The sequence below is a fragment of the Pantoea alfalfae genome, assembly GCF_019880205.1.
GTDB classification, from domain to species: domain Bacteria; phylum Pseudomonadota; class Gammaproteobacteria; order Enterobacterales; family Enterobacteriaceae; genus Pantoea; species Pantoea alfalfae.
The window spans coordinates 111,768-130,965 of the sequence record NZ_CP082293.1 but is presented as its reverse complement, the minus strand read 5'-3'; the positions used below and the strand labels follow the sequence as shown (position 1 = coordinate 130,965).

Genomic DNA, 19,198 nt, shown 5'->3' with positions numbered 1-19,198 from the left:
CGGGTGATGAGTGACCATCATGCCGTGATGCCCGGTCAGATAGCAATCCTGGGCGCTGGAGGCGCTTTACAGTGATGTCCGGGGAAGTCGTGTAAAGCAGCATCAGGCCACGCCGAGAAAACGCAACAGCGCGGTCATCGCTGCCGCCCCCAGAATAATGACAATCAGTGGAGCCCGACGCCAGGCCAGCAACAGGGCAAACCCCACGCCCGCCACCCGTGCCACACCGGCAAAATGCTGGCCTTCAAACAGCGTGGTGGTCGCCGCGACGGCCAGCAGTAACACAGTGGCAGCGTCGGAGAGCATCTGCTGAGTGCGCTCGCTGATAGGCAGACGATTTCCCAGCCTGACACCGGCAAAGCGCATCAGATACGTTCCGGCGGCCAGCATGGCGATGCCGGCAATGATCATTCCCTGATGCGTCATTTGCGCGATCTCCATGTCAGCAGGCCCAGCAGCGAGAACAGTACTGGCATGCCCGCCGGAACCAGCGGCGTCGCCAGTAAGTAGAGCAGCGCGCCGACGGTGGCGGGGATTCTGGTTCGCCGCTGGCGCAGCGCCGGGAAGATCAGAGCAATCAGGATCGCCGGAAACACCGCATCCAGCCCAATCATTGAGACATCAGGAATAAACTGACCAATCGCCGCCCCGGTCATAACACTCACCGGCCAGATTAAGCCGATACCGATGCCGCACAGCCAGTACGCGCTGCGACGCTGGGCAAGCTGTGGTTGTGAGATACCAAACACCACGCTTTCATCATTCATAATGTGACAGCCAAACCAGCCCAGGGAACCCTTTCCCACCAGATCTTTGACCGCAATGCCAAAAGGGAGATGACGTGCATTCACCAGCAGGCCCGCAGCGGCCGCGGTAAAGGGACTGCCGCCGCCAGCCACAATGCCGATAAACAGAAACTCAGACGCACCTGCCAGCACCAGCGTTGACAGTGCCAGCGGTACCCAGAGCGGAAACCCGTCGGCGGAGGCCAGCGAGCCATAGGATAAACCGACAATTCCATCAGCCAGGCAGACCAGAAAAATCGCTTTGATCACCCCTTTGTCCAGCAACTGCATTTGCGGAAAAAGCATTTCTCTGTCTCATAATGAACGTATAATCCGATATAATGAACACTGCAGCGGCGTTTTACAAGCCGAACAATTCGTTCGTTATAAAAAACTTTTCGTTTATCAGGAGTGCGTTTGAATACCCCTATCAGCATCATTGCCAATGCCTTAGTGCGTGAACGTCAGCGAGCCGGCCTGTCACTGGCCGAAGTCGCGCGCCGCGCCGGTATCGCCAAATCAACGCTCTCACAGCTGGAGGCGGGTAATGGCAATCCGGGCATTGAGACGCTGTGGTCACTGTGCGTAACGCTGAATATTCCGTTTTCACGGCTGCTGGAGCCGGATGCGCGTCGTCTGCAGGTGATCCGCCGTGGAGAGGGCCTGACAGTAACCGCCGATCTGGCTGACTATCAGGCGGTTCTGCTGGCATCCTGCCCGCCTGGCGTCCGGCGTGATATCTATCTGCTGGAGGTTCAGCCTGGCAGTGAGCGCATATCGCAGCCCCATATTCCCAATACTATAGAGCATATTATTATTGCTAAAGGTCGGGCGCTGGTGGGGCCGGTGGACAGCGCGGTAGAGCTGGATGTGGGTGATTACATTACCTATCCGGGCGACGAGCTGCATATCTTTCGGGCGCTGGAAGCCGATACGATGGCGCTGCTGGTGATTGAGCACAGCTGATCACTATTCAGGGAGCTTCTGCAGGGTTTCTGCGGGCGTGAGGTGAGTGATTAGCTGCACCTCACTGCTCAGCCTGATCTCCGGATAGTGCTCGCGCATCCCTTCCAGCAGCACCTCATCAGGCCATTCCTCCTGTTTTCCCAGCATTGCGGCGACTTCGCTTAAGCGCAGCGTGTCGACCTGCGTCACCGACACGATTACCGCGTCATTTTCATCCTGCTGATTCACCAGTCTCAGCGGGCCAATGGTGATATCGCCCTCCAGCCAGCGAATTGTCGAGGTTTTCTCTCCGCACCTGACGGCTGGCATCAGACGCGGGACAAGCGTGAGTTGTTGCATTTCCGCTCCTTTTAAACGCTCTTTGATACCCGAAACAAAAGCACAAACCCGGGTTGAAAACAAATCCATTAATGTTATGTTATAACATATCTTTAATTGCGTTCTTACAGGTAACACCATGACACTCTCTGCTCTGACATCAGACGATCCCCGTCTGCCGGTTGCCGTTCTCTCTGGCTTTCTCGGTGCCGGTAAAACTACCCTGCTTAATCATATACTGAACAACCGCGAAGGACGTCGCATAGCGGTGATCGTCAATGATATGTCTGAAATTAATATTGATGCTGCGCTGGTGCGCGATGGCGGTGCGCAGCTCTCCCGCACCGACGAAAAGCTGGTCGAAATGAGTAACGGCTGTATCTGCTGCACGTTGCGAGAAGATCTGCTGCTGGAGGTAAAACGTCTGGCTCAGGCCGGGCGTTTCGATCACCTGGTGATTGAGTCTACCGGTATTTCTGAACCGCTGCCGGTCGCCGAAACCTTTACGTTTGAAGATGAAGCGGGTGAAAGTCTTTCAGCCTATGCCCGGCTGGATAGCATGATTACCGTGGTGGATGGCTTTAACTTCCTGCGCGATTACCGTTCAGTCGATGATCTTCAGTCGCGCGGTGAGTCGCTGGGCGAGCAGGATGAGCGATCCGTGGTTGATCTGCTGGTGGATCAGATTGAGTTTTGTGATTTGCTGGTGCTGAACAAAACGGACCTGCTCAGCCCGGCGCAGCTGCACCAGTTGAAGGGCATGCTGCAGGCGCTTAATCCGCATGCGCTTATTGTGAACAGTGAGTTTGGGCAGGTTCCGCTGGACTGCCTGCTGAATACCGGCCGGTTTGATTTTGACCGGGCAGCGCAGGCACCCGGCTGGCTGCAGACCCTGCGCGGTGAGCATCAGCCGGAATCGGAGGAGTATGGCATTCGTAACTTTGTCTATCGCGCCCGTCGTCCGTTCCATCCGCAGCGTTTCTGGCATGCAGTAAACCACCAGCTTGATGGCGTTATCCGCTCTAAAGGCTACTTCTGGCTGGCCAGTCGGCCGGAATATGCCGCGATGTGGTCGCAGGCGGGCGCAGTGGCACGTCAGGGTTATGCCGGGCGCTGGTGGGTCAGCGTGCCGCGAACTGAATGGCCACAGGATGCGGATTCGCTCAACTTTATCGCTGAACAGTGGCAGGAAGGTACCGGCGACGCGCGCCAGGAGCTGGTCTTTATCGGCATTGAGATGGACGAGAAGAGCGTCCGTGCCGCGCTGGATCATGCGTTGCTGACACCACAGGAGATGGCTGCGGGGCCTGAACAGTGGATCACTCTGGCCGATCCGGTGCCCGCGTGGTTCGATGAAACCACCGCCTGACGTAGCGGTTGACGTACTTCTTTGACTTCGCAATAGTAAGCGAACCGGCGGGTAGCAGTTTTTCACTAATCCCTGTTCAGGAGAGACCAGATATGCCACAACGTATTGCTGTAATCGGTGCAGGCGTGCTGGGTTTAGCCGTCGCGCAGTCATTGTCGCGACGGGGCGCACAGGTCACCGTCTTCGATAAAAACTATCCTGGCAACGGAACCAGTCAGATCAGCTACGCCTGGGTCAATGCCAACGGCAAAGAACCCACCAGCTACCATGATCTTAATGCCCATGCGATAGACGAGCATAAGCGCTGGCAGGCCAGTCATCCTGCATCGCCCCGATGGCTGCTGGAAACCGGCACGCTGGAGTGGGCAGCCGATGAATTATCCCTGCGTCAGCTGGCGCAGCGCGCAGCAAAGCTTACGACGCTCGATTATCCCGTAGAGAAACGTAGCCGCGCCGCACTCCTGGGAGCAATGCCTGAGTTGCGGCTCGATCCCCGCGTTCAGCACGCCTGGTCTTTCCCTTCGGAGTGCCTGCTCTATCCCAGCCTGTTTATCGCCTCTCTGCTGGCTGATCTGCGTACCAGTGGCGGGCAGCTGGTCTGCAATAATGAAGTGACGACGCTGACTGAATCGGCGCAGGATGTCCATCTTACGCTGGCCAGTGGGGATGAATGGCGCGGCGATCAGTTGGTGCTGGCAACCGGCCGTTGGGCGCCGGAACTGATAAGTCAGTGCGGGCTTGAACTGGCGATGACCGATGCGAACCGCGCCGATCCTGTTGCCTGCAGTTTTCTGGCGCAGACGCAGCCTTTGCCGATCCCACTTAGATGCAATCTGATTACCCCGGAACTGAATGTGCGGCCGGATGGCGGTGGTCGCCTGATGCTGCAGGCGCTGGATCTGGATCAGCACGCCGATCCGGCGCGGCCGGTCTCGCCGGATGGACTGATTGGCAAAGAGATGTTGCGTCGGTTGCGGCGGCTGTTTAAAAACACCGAAGGCGCGAGAATTGAGCGGATTGAAACAGGACAGCGATCGCGCCCGGCAGATGGATTGCCCGCACTGGGCTACATCAGTGAGTCAGCACGCGTTTATCTGATGGTCAGTCATAGTGGCATGACCCTTGCCCCCTTACTGGGCAGACTGGTGGCTGAGGAGATGCTGAGCGGTACACCTTCACCGATGCTGAGTGGGTTTGCCCCGCATCGGTTGCTGCGTCCGCTCAGTGAGGTCGCTAAAACTGCGCCTGCCTATCTTCCGGCAGCGCAGTAAAAACTAGCGGCGGTTTTTCCACACGGTCTGCACGTTACAGAATTCGTGCACACCAAAGTGTGACAGCTCACGACCATAGCCACTTTTCTTGACGCCACCAATGGTAACGCGCGGATCGGACGCGCCGTTGCCATTAATAAACACGGCACCGACTTCCAGCTGCAGTGCCAGCCGATCGGCAGTTTCTTCGTTACCGCTCCAGACGGTAGCACTGAGGCCAAATTCGCTGTCATTGGCAATCTCCAGCGCATGCTTAGGATCCCGTGCTATGGCAATGGCCGCGACCGGACCAAACAGCTCCTGCCTGAACGCGGTCATGGTGCTGGTAACATCAGCGAGAATGGTTGGCGCATAGTAGTTACCCTGCCCTGCCACCTTCTCGCCACCCAGCACCAGACGCGCACCTTCACGTAGTGTTGCTTTCACCTGTCCATCCAGTTCATCGCGCAGATCGGCGCGTGCCATCGGACCCAGAAAAGTGCTTTCATCCAGCGGATCGCCCATGGTGAGTGCCTGGACCGCGGCAGTGAAGCGTTTTTCAAATTCTTCAGCGATTGGAGCTTCAACAATAAAGCGTTTGGCAGCCATACACACCTGCCCGGTATTCTGGAAACGTCCAATAACGGCAGATTTAACCGCTTCATCAAGATCGGCATCCGCCAGCACGATAAAGGGATCGGATCCACCCAGTTCCAGTACCGTTTTCTTGAGCGCTGCACCTGCCTGAGCCGCGATGGCTGCACCTGCCCGTACGCTGCCGGTAACCGCGACGGCAGCAATGCGGTCATCTTTAATCGCGACGGAGACACCGTCGTTGTCGACGTTTATCAGGTTAAAGCCGCCAGCAGGCAGATCGGTTGCCCTGAACAGTTCAGCCATCAGTGTGGCGCTTCCCATGACGTTAGGCGCGTGTTTAAGCAGATAGGTGTTGCCTGCCAGCAACATACTGACTGCGCCCCGCAGAACCTGCCACAGGGGGAAATTCCATGGCATGACAGCCAGGATCACCCCAATGGGACGGAATCGCTGCCACGCATCGGTAATCTGAGTGGGCTGATCGGCCAGCATTGCCGGGCCATATTCTGCATACCAGTCGCACAAATTTGCACATTTCAGTACTTCAGCGCGAGCCTGTGCAATGGGTTTACCCATTTCCAGCGTAATCATGCGAGAAAGATCCTGTTCTCTCAGACGGATCTGTTCGCCGAGCTGACGTAATACGCGCACCCGGTCACTCATACTGCTGTGCTGCCATGCTGCAAAAGCGGAAGTGCTTTCTGTCAGTGTCTGTTCCAGTTCGGTGCTGTTCTGCAGAGGATAGCGTGCCAGAATTTCACCTGTTGCCGGGTTACGTGATAGAGCATGTTCAGTCATGGTGCTGTATTCCTCATTCGTTCAGTAATTGAGAAACGATACACGCTGTAGTTAATGATGAAAAATGAATAATAGTGAGGAAGTTGTTTATCGATGGAGAATGTCAGAATTGCACAGGCGATGTTCAGGAAGTGTGAAGGGGTTGCGAAGATGGGGCTATTACGCAACCTGTCTGTGAGTCTGAAAATCATACCTGCCAGTCAGTTATCCACTTATACACTGACCCGATCCTAAAAAACGATCCTTAATAGATCATAGAGAGATCCTAAGAGATCCCCGATCGTCGCAGGCCGCACCCCGCAAGGGCTCAAAGGGTGATCGCGTTCACTATAATCAGTAAAGTGTTCACTGTAATCAGTACTTTATTCACTGTACCAGGTAGAATGTTCACTGTAAACAGTGCTAATGTTCACTGTAGTCAGAAAACGATCCCTTTCATCCACAGAATGAAGATCCTAAGCCATGGCAGATAAAGACAACGAAAACAAAGCGTTACTTGAACCTTTTCTGTCAGTGACCAAAAACAGTGGCGAAGTTATTCAGCTTCATCCCAACAAGAATAATACCGTTCAGCCGGTGGCATTGATGCGTCTTGGACTGTTCGTGCCGACGCTGAAATCAACCGCACGTGGTAAATCCGGCGCTATGGCATCAACGGATGCGACGAAAGAGCTGAAGAATCTGACGCTGGTGAAAGCGGAAGGCTACGAAAAGATTACCATTACCGGCGCACGGCTGGATATGGATAACGATTTCAAAACCTGGGCAGGCATTATTCAGTCCTTTTCGCGCTATCCGACCAAAGGCGATACCGTCACACTGCCGTTTATCGACTTTGTGAAGATGTGCGGCATTCCCTCTGCCAACTCGTCTGCCGCGCTGCGTAAGCGCCTGGATGCCTCTCTGCGCCGCATTGCGACCAATACGCTCTCATTTGAAGGCAACGGCAAGGCGTATCATACCCACCTTGTTCAGTCTGCTTATTATGACCGTGAAAAAGATATTGTGCGGATTCAGGCCGACCCTAAGTTGTTCGAACTCTACAACTTCGACCACAAGGTGCTGCTTCAGCTCCGGGCAATCTCCCGCCTCAAGCGTAAAGAGTCTGCACAGGCGCTCTACACCTTCCTTGAGAGCCTGCCGACCAATCCGGCACCGATATCGTTGGCACGCTTGCGTATGCGTCTTAATCTCGGCTCAAAGACCACCACGCAGAATCATGTGGTGCGGCGTGCGATGGAGCAACTGAAAGAGATTGGTTATCTGGATTATTCAGAAGTGAAGCGTGGCCGCTCAGTCTTTTTCATTATTCATAGCCGCACACCTAAACTTGATGGCATCGGTAATCTGGAGAGCATCGATTCACTGGATGAGATTGAGTTTGAGGATTAATTCCTGACGTTCACTGTAATCAGCATTTCTGCGTGGCAGTGTCACTTTTATCGTGGCCGGTGACATTGCATCCTTCCTCTCACATTCACTGTAATCAGTACTCCACTTGTGTTCACTGCAATCAGTAACGTTCACTGTAATCAGTAAAACGGGCACGTTTTAAATCATGTCCTCCTCCCCTCTTTTCCTGTCGTGCTTTGCCATAAGGTTTAAGAAGTAAGTGTGTGCTTACATACTAATAGATTAGTTCCTTCCAGAATCGGCTTTGCTGATTACAGTGAACGTTCTGATTCAGGCAGGACAGCGCCACTTTTTGCTGATTCCCGTTGAGCAGCTTACTGATTACAGTGAATGTCAGTACTCATGTTCATCACGGCTGACGTGCGTCCTGTATGGAGGGCTTTAACTTATCATTACTGCAAGCGTGACACTGTTACTGATTACAGTGAATGTTTGCCGACTGGCATCGTCGTAGCACCGACGTGCTGCGTATTCCCCTGTCGGTTACTCATTACAGTGAATGTTGTAGCGCGGAGCTGTCTTCTCCACGATTAAACTCAGGAATGCTGCTTTACTGATTACAGTGAATACTTTGCTGAATATAGTGAATGTTAGCTCAGATTTGACGCAACGCTTTGCTGTTTCTACTGTTTATAGTGAATATTTGTGGGAAAGCAGTGATGACATAATCATGTGCAGGTGTTGATGTCTGCTGGCCTGAGCGTTACCAGAAGCAATGTCCACGGAGGTATCCATTTCCGAATCGCAGCCTTACTATCCTCAATTCCGGTCGAACTGAACTGACGCTTCTGCTGATTACAGTGAATGTACGGTGGCAAGGTTCCTTTTCTACTGATTATAGTGAATGTTCGCTATCCCCTGGGTTACTGATTACAGTGAACGTTATCGTACAGACTTTTACATCCCCGCTGATCCATTGGGGCTCCCGGACTGCAGTTGTCTGTTATCTCATCAGCTTCCGATGCTTTAATGAACCAGACAGAATTTACCCGCTCCCCACCCCTGACTACAGTGAACGTTTATTCGGTTCAGCTTCCTGTCCTGCTATTTCATGCGCAACTTTACTGATTACAGTGAACGTGACTGCTGCATGGGTATTTGAAATGACCCTACTGATTACAGTGAACGTTTGGCTCGTTCAGCGCCAGGCATCAGCCCGGCTTTACCGCATGAGCTTTTGAATGCGGTTTGTCTTTTGCACCACTACCATAAGTCCTCCGGTAAGCCACCTGATACAGAACTGACTTTACTGATTACAGTGAACATTCAGACGCATCAATGCGCTTTGTACAATCCATTTTCCCTGCTCACTCTGCGGATCGATTTCTACTGATTACAGTGAATGTTCTGCTGATTATAGTGAACGCTGTTCGCATTTGAATTGCGTAAATTGGCAGGCCAGAAGTAATAGTGTGATGAACCGCAACAAAAACCGTGGTGTTACATAAAAACGAAGATTATGTGGAAAAGATAATTTATTGCCTCACGTGCAGGAATTCTGTATAAAGTCATAAATCCTACATGTTTGGAGCAACGATGGCTAACGATGACAAGCAGGTGATGAAAGTTGCACAGCGTTCTGAACGCATGCTACTAAGCCTTACCGACCAGATTCAGGCGCAAAAGCAGGAATTGCATGAAAATACGTACTATCAGGTTTACGCCAAAGCGGCGTTAGCAAAGTTGCCCAAACTGACACGAGCCAGCGTTGATTATGCTGTAAATGAGATGGAAGAAAGTGGTTATCAGTTTGATAAACGTGCGGCCGGATCTTCTGTTAAATATGCGATGTCGATTCAGAACATTATTGATATCTATCATCATCGAGGCGTGCCGAAATATCGCGATCGCCACAGTGATGCTTACACCATTTTTGTTGGTAATCTGAAGGGCGGCGTGTCTAAAACGGTTTCTACCGTTTCGCTGGCTCATGCACTTCGTGCCCATCCTCATCTGCTGTTTGAAGATTTACGTATTTTAGTGATTGACCTTGATCCACAGTCCTCAGCAACCATGTTTTTAAACCATGAACGTTCAGTAGGGCTGGTGGAAGCGACAGCGGCACAGGCAATGCTGCAGAATGTCACCCGTGATGAGCTTGTGAACGAATTTATCGTTCCGTCGATTATTCCGGGTGTCGATGTGCTGCCTGCCTCAATTGATGACGCCTTTATCGCCTCAAGCTGGGACCAGCTTTGCGCTGAACATTTACCGCAGCAAAATGTTCATGCCGTGCTGTATGACAACGTCATTGCCAAACTGAAGAAAGATTATGACTTTATCTTTATCGACAGCGGCCCGCATCTTGATGCTTTCCTGAAGAACGCCATTGCGGCCTCTGATCTGCTGATGACGCCGGTACCACCGGCTCAGGTCGACTTTCATTCCACGCTTAAATACCTGACGCGTCTGCCGGAACTGATTGCGATCATTGAGGATTCCGGCGCCACCTGTCGCCTGCAGGGCAACATTGGCTTCATGTCTAAGCTATCGAATAAAGCAGACCATAAGCTCTGTCATAGCCTGGCAAAAGAGATTTTTGGTGGTGACATGCTTGATGCAGCCCTTCCCCGCCTTGATGGCTTCGAACGTTGCGGCGAATCCTTTGATACGGTCATCTCCGCAAATCCTTCGACTTATGTCGGCAGCAGTGAAGCGTTGAAAAATGCAAGATCTGCTGCAGAGGACTTTGCAAAAGCCGTCTTTGACCGTATCGAATTTATTCGCCTGAACTGAGGTTTGTATGAGCGCAAAAAGAATCACGATTGGCAGAACCTTCAGCCAGACTCCGCTGGAAAATGAGACGCCAGATAGTCAGCATAATCAGACATTCGTTCTGGCTACGGGCAAGCGCGCCCTGTTTCGTTTTGAACGCATTCCCGCCAGTGATGTTGAAAACAAGACATTCGTCACAATGGAAACCAATGGTCGCGATCAGGCCGGGCTGACACCCGATTCACTGCGGGATATTATCCGCACCATTAAGCTTCAGCAGTTCTTCCCGGCCATTGGCGTAATGCGCGATGACCGCATTGAGATTCTTGACGGTTCACGTCGGCGTGCGGCTGCGCTTTACTGCAAAACCGGGCTGGACGTACTGGTCACTGATGCCGCTATTACTGCCGATGAAGCCCGCAGACTGGCGCAGGATATTCAGACGGCACGCGAACACAATCTGCGGGAAGTAGGAATGCGCCTGCTGGCGTTAAAAGATGGTGGTCTGTCGCAAAAAGAGATCGCTGAAAATCAGGGATTATCGCAGGCGAAGGTCACACGTGCTCTTCAGGCAGCCAGCGTTCCGTCCGATTTGATTTCACTTTTCCCTAATCATGCTGAGCTGAATTATCCTGATTACAAAGCGCTGTTACAGGCGGCTGACAAATTGAGTGAATCTGGGCAAAGCGTTGAAGCTCTGATTAATTCTATCTCGCGGGAGATAGATGTGGTTTGCGCCCGCGAAGGGCTTGCCGAGGATGAGCTGAAAAATCACATTCTGCGTCTGATTCGACAGGGTAGCCAGACGTTGATGAAAGAGCCTGAGAAAGATAAAACACAGGCGACTGCGCTCTGGTCTTTTGCTGATAAAGATCGTTTTGCACGTAAGAAGGTACGCGGTCGGATGTTCAGCTATGAATTTAACCGGCAGTCGAAAGAGTTGCAGGAAGAGCTGGATAAAGTCATTGCTGAGACCCTGAAGAAATATCTCAATCGTTGATTTACATGCATCCAAAAAAGCCAGCGTCTGACGCTGGCTTTTTTATTGCCCGATTAACTCAATATGCTGGAAGATGCATAAAACCCGAATTTCAGGCTGAAATCGCCAGGTTTTCAATAGTAATTTTAAATGTAAATAACTGAATTTATTGAAATTATATAAGCTGGTATTTAATCTGATTCCTGTGAAATCGCCATTACCCTGAAACATGTCGCCAGCGTTACTGGCAGCCTTTGAATCCATGAATTGCCTGTAATGGCAAAAGCGGATTCAAATTCTGTTGTCACCCCTAAAGGGTTCTGATGCTGCCTGTGCGTATTCAGCCATCACGAATTGCAAGCAAAGATTTTCAGGTGCTGGTTCATTAGTGACCAGTTACTTCTCACCAGACCTTAGTTCCTGCACAACTGCTTCATATCGGCTGATGCTTTCTCTGCAAGCCCTTTTACAACTATGCTATCCGCCAGCGAAATTTAACCATTAACTCACTGTTTATAATGGGAAATAACTATAAATTTCAGCCTGAAATCGCCACGCAACCTGCTAAAAATCATCCTGGTTACCGCTTATAACTGCTTTATTGAGATCTTAATTGCAGTGCAGCCTGCTAACAGCAAAGGCATCTTCTCAGAGTGAAAAAAGATACTCAGAAAATATCCCTCACTTATCCACAGAAAAAGTGGATAACTTTCTCATCCGGCTAAAATTATTTTTCTGTTGATGCGAACGACATGAGCAGGATTGGACGTGATCGCGCCAGCTATCTGAAATCGGCTACTTCAGACAGATTCACTGTATTGAGTAAACCCGATGAAAGCATGTGCTCAACGGTAGAAATAGATAACCGTGCCACTCAGGAAAGGGACATGACCTACCGGAAAGCTGTTTACAGTGAATGGGGAGTCAAAGAGGATGATCGGCATAGATAAATGGCTGGCGAATCCATGAGAACCTGTTGATGCGCAGCCAGCGTTGATCACGGCAATCGTCACATTGCCTGCGGAATGCGTACGATGAGGGCGATAAAAGGATAGGTATCTGGTGCGGCAAAAACGATACAAAACCGGGCCAGGCCCGGTTTTGCTATGAATCAGGCTTCAAGCCAGGCTGTTATTTGCCTGACCATCGCATCGGCAGAGATGCCATAACGGTCATGCAACGTCGGTAAAGCGCCTGCAGCCAGGAATGCGTCCGGCAGGGCAATCTGCTTAAAGCGTGGCGTCACATGATTCCGCATTAGCAGACCCGCAATTGCCTCGCCTAACCCGCCCGTGATTGAATGATTCTCTGCTGTAATAACCAGCTGGTTGTGATGCAGCGCTTCCCCTGCTTCTCGCAGGATGGTCTCTTCATCCAGAGGCTTAATCACAGGAGAGTGAACTACACCAACCTCAATGCCCTGCTTTTCCAGCACCTCAGCGGCTTCAAGTGCCCGCATGGTCATTAATCCGCTGCTGATAATAACTGCATCTTTGCCCGCTCGCAGACGCTGAGCCTTACCGTGCTTATAGCGATAATCATATTTATCCAGTACCAGCGGAACCTTACCGCGCAACAGGCGCAGGTAAACCGGCCCCTGATGTTCGGCAATCGCCGGGATGACCTGGCTAATCTCCAGCGCATCGCAGGGATCGATGATTGTCAGGTTTGGCATACCCCGAAAAATAGCCAGATCGTCAGTCGCCTGATGGCTTGGCCCATAGCCGGTGGTCAGGCCCGGTAGCGCACAGGCGATTTTTACGTTCAGATTCTCTTCGGCGATGGCCATGCAGATAAAATCATAGGCGCGGCGGGAAGCAAATACAGCATAGGTGGTGACAAAAGGCATAAAGCCCTCGCGTGCCATGCCCGCTGCGGCACTCATCAGTAACTGTTCCGCCATTCCCATCTGGTAAAAGCGCTGCGGAAAAGCTTCTGCAAACAGGTGCAGATCGGTGTATTTACTTAAATCTGCTGTCAGGCCCACCACATCTGAGCGCTGCTCTGCCAGAGCGACAAGAGCATGCCCGAAGGGAGCAGAAACCGTGGGCTGACCCTCAGCAGCAATCGAGGCGATCATGGCGGAAGTGGTCAGCCGTTTTTTTTGCGGTTGTGAACTCATATCAGACTCCTTGCTCAAGTGCGGTCAGGGCTTTGTCCCACTCATCGGCATCAACACGGATGAAGTGGGTTTTCTCCCGGCTCTCAAGAAACGGCACGCCTTTACCCATTCGGGTATCGCAGATGATGACGCGCGGCTGCGGTTCAGGCCAACTGCGTGCTGCGTCAAAGGCATTCTGCAAAGCAGCAATATCGTTGCCATCAACGCGCTGGGTATACCAGCCAAAAGCCTGCCAGCGGTCCACTATCGGTTCGAACGCGAGAATCTCGCTGCTGTGACCGTCGGCCTGCTGATTGTTGACGTCGATAATGGCGATCAGGTTATCAAGCTGCCAGTGTGAGGCTGACATGGCCGCTTCCCATGTTGAACCTTCATTCAGCTCGCCATCAGAAAGCAGGTTATAGATTCGCGCCTGTGAGCCTTTTTGCTTTAGCCCCAGACAGGCACCCACGGCAATACCTAGTCCCTGACCTAATGAACCACCGGTGATCTCCATGCCTGGGGTATAGGCGGCCATGCCGGACATCGGCAGGCGGCTCTCATCGGTGCCATAGGTTTCCCGTTCCTTCTCCGGTATGACGCCCGCTTCCAGCAGCGCGGCATAAAGCGCAATGGCGTAGTGACCAATCGACAGGTAGAAGCGATCGCGCTCTTCCCACTCAGGCTCATCGGCGCGGTAATTCATAGCGTGAAAATAGCTGACAGCGAGTAAATCGGCTGCACCCAGTGCCTGACCGATATAGCCCTGTCCCTGAATCTGCCCCATTAATAAGGCATGACGGCGAATATTCATGGCACGCTGCGGTAATGAGAGCGTGTGTGAACTGTGACGAGAGTCAGTCATATAACCTCCAGATTAACGATTAACATCCGCAGCCCGAATGCGCAGTACGCATAGCGCACCACCCAGCAGAACGGCAGCAATAAAATACATTCCCGACGCGGGGGAACCGGTTGCAGTGGTGATTGAGCCAATCAGCCACGGCGAGAAAAAACCGGCCAGATTGGCAATGCAGTTCACCGCAGCGATGCCTGCGGCAGCAGAGACGCCACCCAGCAGGTTGGTCGGCAGCATCCAGAACAGTGATGAGGCGGAAAGAATGCCCGCAGCGGCAATACAGAGGGAGAGTAATGACAGGGAGACGTTATGGCTGAGCAGCGTTGCCAGCGTGAGTCCGGAGAGGCCGACCAGCATCGGAACAATCAGGTGCCAGCGACGTTCACGATGACGATCGCCACTGCGTCCGGCCAGTAGCATAAAGATAATGGCGCACAGGTAAGGCAGACTGGTCAGTAATCCGATATGCAGAGGCTCGCTGACGCCTGAATTTTTTACCAGCGTCGGTAGCCAGAACGTTAATGCATACTGGCCCATCACCACACAGAAATAGATCAGCGCCAGCAGCCACAGACGACGGTCAGCAATAAAGGCTCTCACCGTGCCATGACAGGCTTTCTGCTGATTATCTTCGTCGAGATCGGCACGCACCCGGCGTTTTTCATCGTCATCCAGCCACTCTGCCTGTTCCACCCGATCCTTCAGAACCAGCAGCACGACAAATCCCATAACAAGGGTAGGGATAGCTTCCAGCATAAACATCCATTGCCAGCCCGCCCATCCGTGAAAGCCTGAGAAGGTCGCCATGATCCAGCCAGAGAGTGGGCCGCCAATCATCCCGGAAAGTGGGATCGCGACAAACCACAAAACCGTCATGCGAGCGCGACGGTGAGAGGGAAACCAGTAGGTCAGGTAGAGCAGTAAACCGGGTGCAAGTCCGGCCTCTGCCACACCAAGAAGAAAGCGCAGCAGGTAGAACTGCCATGCGGTTTCAACAAAGGCGAAAAGAGCTGAGATAACACCCCAGGTAATCATAATGCGGGCAATCCAGCGACGTGCACCGACCCGATGCAGAATCAGATTACTGGGCACTTCAAAAAAGAAGTAACCGATGAAAAAGATCCCGGCACCCAGTCCGTAGACCGTTTCGCTGAGTGACAAATCATCCATCATCTGTAATTTTGCGAAGCCAACGTTTACACGATCAAGATAAGCGCAGAGATAACAGAGCATCAGCCAGGGCATCAGTCGCCAGGCAATTTTGCGATAGGTGATATCGCGCGCAGCAGAGGCTGCGCTCAGATTAAGCGTGGTCATGGTGTTCACTCCCGAAGTTAGCCCGCAAGGCGTGCGGGCGGGGCAGGGCGCTGATTAATGGATCAGCATGCCGCCATTCACATCCAGCGTGATGCCGGTGAGATAACCGGAGAGATCGCTGGCGAGGAAGAGCGCCGCATTCGCGACGTCGCTGGCGGTTCCGAGGCGGCCAAGAGGTATGCCGTCGAGAATGGCATGGCGGCGTTCATCCTGTAACAGGCCTCCGGTGATATCGGTCTGGATAAGACCGGGCGTGAGGGCATTGATACGAATCTGGTCCGGGCCGAATTCGCGCGCCATCGCTTTTGTCAGGCCAAGCACGCCTGCTTTCGCTGCGCTGTAGTGCGGGCCGCCGAAAATGCCGCCGCCACGCTGAGCTGATACAGATGACAGACAGACAATACTGCCGCTTTTTTGCTGCTGCATCGTTGGGATAACCGCCTGAGACATCAGAAGCGTACCGCGCAGATTGACATCCAGAATGCGGTTGTAATCTTCGATGCCGATTTCCAGTGTTTTAACCGGCTGAGTGATCCCGGCATTGTTGACCAGCACATCAATACGGCCGTAGTGCTCAAGTACCTGATCGATAGCACGATGAACAGAAAGCGGATCGGTCACATCGGTGGCCAGGCCGAGATGCCCGTCGCCACACGAAAGCGCGCTGGCCTGGGCCGCCTGTAAATCTAAATCGAGTATCACCACGCGCGCGCCATGCTGAGCAAAACAGGCGGCTGTGGCTCGTCCAATGCCGCGCTGAGAAGCGGCACCCGTGATAATCGCAACTTTGTTTTCAAGTAACATTATCCACTCCAGAAGAATAATTATTAGTGGTTCGGTATCGCTACCGGCAGGGTCACAATCAGAATTGATAAAGCGATTAATATTGGCAATGCAGAAAAATTCATTTGATGCTGAATGAATTTGTTGGTTTGATGCAGTTAACAAATCTGCGATTTAAAAATGGGCACACATCACATAATTTCTGTGTGGAGAGGCGGATGGAAAAGCAGCCGGAGCACTTACCTTCAATTAAATCACTGCGGGTTTTTGAGCAGGTGGCCCATTTTGGTAATGTCGCGCGGGCGGCTGAAGAATTAAATATTACCCCCTCGGCAGCCAGTCATCAGCTGGCTAAACTGGAGCGGGAACTGGGCTGTATTCTGTTTAATCGTTCGGCAAAAGGCGTAGCGCTCACGCTGTCGGGAGAACATTACCTCAGGGAGATCGGCCCGATATTGCTGGGCCTGGCGCAGGCCACGGCGCGCATCAGTAATGAGAAAGCGCGCAGTAACCTCAGGATCCACTGCGCACCCAGCTTCGGTCTGCTCTGGCTGTTGCCACGCATCCATAAATTCCGCAACAGCTATCCAGAGTTTCAGCTTACCCTCTCCTGCTCATATGAAAATCTCTCTTTCAGCCGGGACAATATTGATATTGCGATACGTCACGGCTTCCCGGACTGGAACGCGTTTGAGATTAAAACTCTCCGCCATGAAAAAATGTCGGTGCTGGCCTCACCGGCATATCTGAAACAGCATCCTGTCAGTCAGGCCGCGGATTTGATGCATCACGCGCTGATATTATCGGAGTCACCGCTTATTCAATGGCCGCAGTGGTTTGCGTCGCAGCAACTTCCTCAGCCGGATAAGGAGTGGTTATTTCGCTTTGACCGCTCTTATATGAGTCTTGAGGCAGCAATGTTAGGCCACGGTCTGATTTTTGAGAGTGAGTTGCTGGCAGAGGATTATCTGCGCAGCGGGAAACTGGTCAGAGTGCTGACTGAGCAGCATAGCCTGCCCGTCAGCGCCCACCATCTGGTCTATCCGCGTGGATTTGCGCAGTTTCCTCGTGTTGCACATTTCCTGAGCTGGATACAGGAAGAACTCAGAACGTTAAGCTGATGTTAAAATAAATTCCGCCCCGTCACTATGACGCGGGTTTATTTCTGCTGGTAATTATTCATACCTTAAAAGTCGCATTGCCAAAGCTAACTTTTAAATACCGTCTACACTTCTTTACCCAATCGGTAAATATGTTCCATTTCTATTCCGTATGAAATTTAATCAAACGGATGTTTAACTTCTTAATGGCAGGAATATTATGAGTACAAATACACCAGACGCTGGGGAAGCGGGCGATCACGCGCCTGCGGATACGGTACGCCAGCGCATTTTTTTAGTGGTGCTGGTTGCCACCATGGGCGCGCTGGCTTTTGGCTATGACACCGGAATTATCTCGGGTGCATTACCTTACATGACTTCACCACCTGACCAGGGGGGGCTTGGACTGAACTCATTCACGGAAGGGCTTGTTGCCTCTTCGCTGGTGTTCGGTGCCGCTATCGGCTCTTTCCTCAGTGGTTTCTTCTCGGACCGTTTTGGCCGTCGTATTACCCTTCGCACCCTGGCGGTCATTTTTGTACTGGGTTCGCTCGGTACGGCACTGGCACCTTCCGTCAATGTGATGGTGGCCATGCGCTTCCTGCTGGGCATCGCTGTCGGCGGTGGCTCATCAACCGTGCCGGTGTTTATTGCGGAAATTGCCGGGCCACGTCTTCGTGCGCCGCTGGTAAGCCGCAATGAGCTGATGATTGTCACCGGACAGCTCATCGCCTATGTCGCCAGTACGCTTCTGAGCTATCTCCTGCATGATGAGCATCTGTGGCGCTACATGCTGGCCATTGCAATGGTGCCTGGTTTTCTGCTGTTTGTTGGCACGTTCTTCGTTCCGGCATCGCCACACTGGCTGGTGGCTGAAGGGCGTCTGAAAGAGGCAAAAAAGATTCTGAAGTATCTGCGTGAAACGCCGCGTGAAGTACGTCATGAAATGGCGCAGATGAAGAAGCAGGCGAAGGCAGCTGAACGCGGGCCGGATGCGAAAACCCTGATTCGTGAGAAATGGGTTATCCGCCTGATGATTATTGGTGTCGGTCTCGGCTTTGTCGCGCAGTTTACCGGTGTTAATGGTTTCATGTATTACACGCCGATCATCCTGAAGTCGACCGGCCTGGGCACCAGCGCCTCCATTGCTGCGACTATCGGTAACGGTGTGGTTTCTGTTCTGGCGACCTTTGTCGGTATCTGGGCGATTAGCCGTTTCCCGCGTCGTACCATGCTTATTACCGGTCTGTGTCTGGTGATTACGGCACAGATCCTGTTGGGCAGCGTGATGACCTTTATGAGTTCGAGCCTGATGCAGAGTTATCTCGCCCTGGGCTGTATTCTGCTGTTCCTGTTCTGCATGCAGATGTGCATCTCGCCGGTCTACTGGCTGATGATGTCCGAGCTGTTCCCGATGCAGTTGCGTGGTGTGTTAACCGGTGGCGCAGTTTCATTACAGTGGATTTTCAATGCTGTGGTCGCGTTCGGCTTCCCACCGATCATGGAGTATGCCGGCAGCACGACCTTCTTTATCTTTGCCGCGATTAACGTTGGCTCGCTAATTTTCGTGATGGCGATGGTGCCCGAGACCCGCGGTAAAAGTCTGGAAGAGATTGAGTCACACATGAAAGAGAAGTTTGGTGAAAAGCCGAAGGAGGCTGAAGCCTGTTAACCCCTCTACCGGATTCGGCCCGTCGGCTGAATCCGGTTTCCTCCCTTATCTGTACTCCCTCACGTCGTATCCCTTTCTGTCAGTTAAGCAGGCGTCATTCACTGTAATCAGCACAGTTCTGGAGATGGTTTCCGGACATCGCTGGCGATTTCAGGCTGAAATCGCCAGAATCTGGC

16 protein-coding genes are annotated in these 19,198 nt (G+C 52.5%); 8 read left to right on the top strand and 8 right to left on the bottom strand.

What is annotated here, in order from left to right; genetic code table 11:
• Window positions 1–102: 102 nt before the first annotated feature.
• Window positions 103–426, bottom strand: a complete 324-nt coding sequence (locus K6R05_RS19080) for an AzlD domain-containing protein (RefSeq protein WP_033784885.1) — start codon at window positions 424–426, stop codon at window positions 103–105.
• A complete protein-coding gene (locus tag K6R05_RS19075; protein ID WP_222925513.1) occupies window positions 423–1,091 on the bottom strand; it encodes an AzlC family ABC transporter permease in 669 nt (222 codons plus the stop codon). The genes K6R05_RS19080 and K6R05_RS19075 overlap by 4 nt, the downstream gene beginning before the upstream one ends.
• 111 nt (window positions 1,092–1,202) lie before the next feature.
• Between K6R05_RS19075 and K6R05_RS19070 the strand changes: the two genes are divergently transcribed.
• Window positions 1,203–1,751 carry a helix-turn-helix domain-containing protein gene (locus K6R05_RS19070; RefSeq protein WP_010246810.1) on the top strand — a complete coding sequence of 183 codons (549 nt, stop codon included), beginning with the start codon at window positions 1,203–1,205 and terminating at the stop codon, window positions 1,749–1,751.
• Window positions 1,752–1,754: 3 nt separating this feature from the next.
• Here the strand turns inward: K6R05_RS19070 and K6R05_RS19065 are convergent, their stop codons facing one another.
• The gene (locus K6R05_RS19065; RefSeq protein WP_161736384.1) at window positions 1,755–2,090 is read right to left on the bottom strand and encodes an ASCH domain-containing protein; all 336 of its coding nucleotides are present in this window, start codon (window positions 2,088–2,090) and stop codon (window positions 1,755–1,757) included.
• 118 nt (window positions 2,091–2,208) lie between these two features.
• Here K6R05_RS19065 and zigA point away from each other — a divergent pair, with 118 nt between their 5' ends.
• Window positions 2,209–3,438 carry a zinc metallochaperone GTPase ZigA gene (gene zigA / locus K6R05_RS19060; protein WP_161736383.1) on the top strand — a complete coding sequence of 410 codons (1,230 nt, stop codon included), beginning with the start codon at window positions 2,209–2,211 and terminating at the stop codon, window positions 3,436–3,438.
• Between the two features lie 92 nt (window positions 3,439–3,530).
• On the top strand, window positions 3,531–4,709 hold the full coding sequence (locus K6R05_RS19055; RefSeq protein ID WP_161736382.1) for an NAD(P)/FAD-dependent oxidoreductase: 1,179 nt from the start codon (window positions 3,531–3,533) through the stop codon (window positions 4,707–4,709).
• 3 nt (window positions 4,710–4,712) lie between these two features.
• Here K6R05_RS19055 and K6R05_RS19050 read toward each other — a convergent pair whose 3' ends face one another.
• Window positions 4,713–6,083 carry an aldehyde dehydrogenase family protein gene (locus K6R05_RS19050; RefSeq protein ID WP_222925512.1) on the bottom strand — a complete coding sequence of 457 codons (1,371 nt, stop codon included), beginning with the start codon at window positions 6,081–6,083 and terminating at the stop codon, window positions 4,713–4,715.
• A 462-nt stretch (window positions 6,084–6,545) separates the two neighbouring features.
• On the opposite strand from K6R05_RS19050, the gene K6R05_RS19045 reads away from it, so the two are divergent.
• The 3 genes from K6R05_RS19045 to K6R05_RS19035 all read left to right on the top strand — a co-directional run bounded on the left by K6R05_RS19045 (window position 6,546) and on the right by K6R05_RS19035 (window position 11,211).
• Entirely contained in the window at window positions 6,546–7,475 is a 930-nt protein-coding gene (locus tag K6R05_RS19045; RefSeq protein ID WP_003855845.1) for a RepB family plasmid replication initiator protein, read from the top strand.
• A 1,557-nt stretch (window positions 7,476–9,032) separates the two neighbouring features.
• Window positions 9,033–10,232 carry an AAA family ATPase gene (locus K6R05_RS19040; RefSeq protein ID WP_033735792.1) on the top strand — a complete coding sequence of 400 codons (1,200 nt, stop codon included), beginning with the start codon at window positions 9,033–9,035 and terminating at the stop codon, window positions 10,230–10,232.
• A 7-nt stretch (window positions 10,233–10,239) separates the two neighbouring features.
• Window positions 10,240–11,211, top strand: coding sequence for a ParB family protein (locus K6R05_RS19035; RefSeq protein WP_222925511.1), 972 nt, complete (start codon window positions 10,240–10,242; stop codon window positions 11,209–11,211).
• A gap of 1,090 nt (window positions 11,212–12,301) precedes the next feature.
• On the opposite strand, the gene K6R05_RS19030 is transcribed toward K6R05_RS19035, so the two are convergent.
• The 4 genes from K6R05_RS19030 to K6R05_RS19015 are packed head-to-tail and all read right to left on the bottom strand — an operon-like array spanning window position 12,302 to window position 16,271.
• On the bottom strand, window positions 12,302–13,312 hold the full coding sequence (locus K6R05_RS19030; RefSeq protein WP_222925635.1) for a transketolase family protein: 1,011 nt from the start codon (window positions 13,310–13,312) through the stop codon (window positions 12,302–12,304).
• 1 nt (window position 13,313) lies between these two features.
• Window positions 13,314–14,156, bottom strand: a complete 843-nt coding sequence (locus tag K6R05_RS19025) for a transketolase (protein ID WP_222925634.1) — start codon at window positions 14,154–14,156, stop codon at window positions 13,314–13,316.
• Between the two features lie 12 nt (window positions 14,157–14,168).
• Window positions 14,169–15,467 carry an MFS transporter gene (locus K6R05_RS19020; protein ID WP_161736870.1) on the bottom strand — a complete coding sequence of 433 codons (1,299 nt, stop codon included), beginning with the start codon at window positions 15,465–15,467 and terminating at the stop codon, window positions 14,169–14,171.
• Between the two features lie 54 nt (window positions 15,468–15,521).
• Entirely contained in the window at window positions 15,522–16,271 is a 750-nt protein-coding gene (locus K6R05_RS19015; protein WP_161736871.1) for an SDR family NAD(P)-dependent oxidoreductase, read from the bottom strand.
• 197 nt (window positions 16,272–16,468) lie between these two features.
• On the opposite strand from K6R05_RS19015, the gene K6R05_RS19010 reads away from it, so the two are divergent.
• The gene (locus K6R05_RS19010) at window positions 16,469–17,371 is read left to right on the top strand and encodes a LysR substrate-binding domain-containing protein (protein ID WP_161736872.1); all 903 of its coding nucleotides are present in this window, start codon (window positions 16,469–16,471) and stop codon (window positions 17,369–17,371) included.
• A 199-nt stretch (window positions 17,372–17,570) separates the two neighbouring features.
• Complete coding sequence (locus tag K6R05_RS19005) at window positions 17,571–19,022, top strand: sugar porter family MFS transporter (RefSeq protein WP_161736873.1); 1,452 nt, start codon at window positions 17,571–17,573, stop codon at window positions 19,020–19,022.
• Window positions 19,023–19,198 lie beyond the last annotated feature (176 nt).

Excerpts from the sequence above, each read along its gene's own strand:
- K6R05_RS19080 (WP_033784885.1), bottom strand. The coding sequence starts at position 426 with ATGACGCATCAGGGAATGATCATTGCCGGCATCGCCATGCTGGCCGCC.
- K6R05_RS19075 (WP_222925513.1), bottom strand. The coding sequence starts at position 1,091 with ATGCTTTTTCCGCAAATGCAGTTGCTGGACAAAGGGGTGATCAAAGCG.
- K6R05_RS19065 (WP_161736384.1), bottom strand. The coding sequence starts at position 2,090 with ATGCAACAACTCACGCTTGTCCCGCGTCTGATGCCAGCCGTCAGGTGC.
- zigA (WP_161736383.1), top strand. The coding sequence starts at position 2,209 with ATGACACTCTCTGCTCTGACATCAGACGATCCCCGTCTGCCGGTTGCC.
- K6R05_RS19055 (WP_161736382.1), top strand. The coding sequence starts at position 3,531 with ATGCCACAACGTATTGCTGTAATCGGTGCAGGCGTGCTGGGTTTAGCC.
- K6R05_RS19050 (WP_222925512.1), bottom strand. The coding sequence starts at position 6,083 with ATGACTGAACATGCTCTATCACGTAACCCGGCAACAGGTGAAATTCTG.
- K6R05_RS19045 (WP_003855845.1), top strand. The coding sequence starts at position 6,546 with ATGGCAGATAAAGACAACGAAAACAAAGCGTTACTTGAACCTTTTCTG.
- K6R05_RS19040 (WP_033735792.1), top strand. The coding sequence starts at position 9,033 with ATGGCTAACGATGACAAGCAGGTGATGAAAGTTGCACAGCGTTCTGAA.
- K6R05_RS19035 (WP_222925511.1), top strand. The coding sequence starts at position 10,240 with ATGAGCGCAAAAAGAATCACGATTGGCAGAACCTTCAGCCAGACTCCG.
- K6R05_RS19030 (WP_222925635.1), bottom strand. The coding sequence starts at position 13,312 with ATGAGTTCACAACCGCAAAAAAAACGGCTGACCACTTCCGCCATGATC.
- K6R05_RS19025 (WP_222925634.1), bottom strand. The coding sequence starts at position 14,156 with ATGACTGACTCTCGTCACAGTTCACACACGCTCTCATTACCGCAGCGT.
- K6R05_RS19020 (WP_161736870.1), bottom strand. The coding sequence starts at position 15,467 with ATGACCACGCTTAATCTGAGCGCAGCCTCTGCTGCGCGCGATATCACC.
- K6R05_RS19015 (WP_161736871.1), bottom strand. The coding sequence starts at position 16,271 with ATGTTACTTGAAAACAAAGTTGCGATTATCACGGGTGCCGCTTCTCAG.
- K6R05_RS19010 (WP_161736872.1), top strand. The coding sequence starts at position 16,469 with ATGGAAAAGCAGCCGGAGCACTTACCTTCAATTAAATCACTGCGGGTT.
- K6R05_RS19005 (WP_161736873.1), top strand. The coding sequence starts at position 17,571 with ATGAGTACAAATACACCAGACGCTGGGGAAGCGGGCGATCACGCGCCT.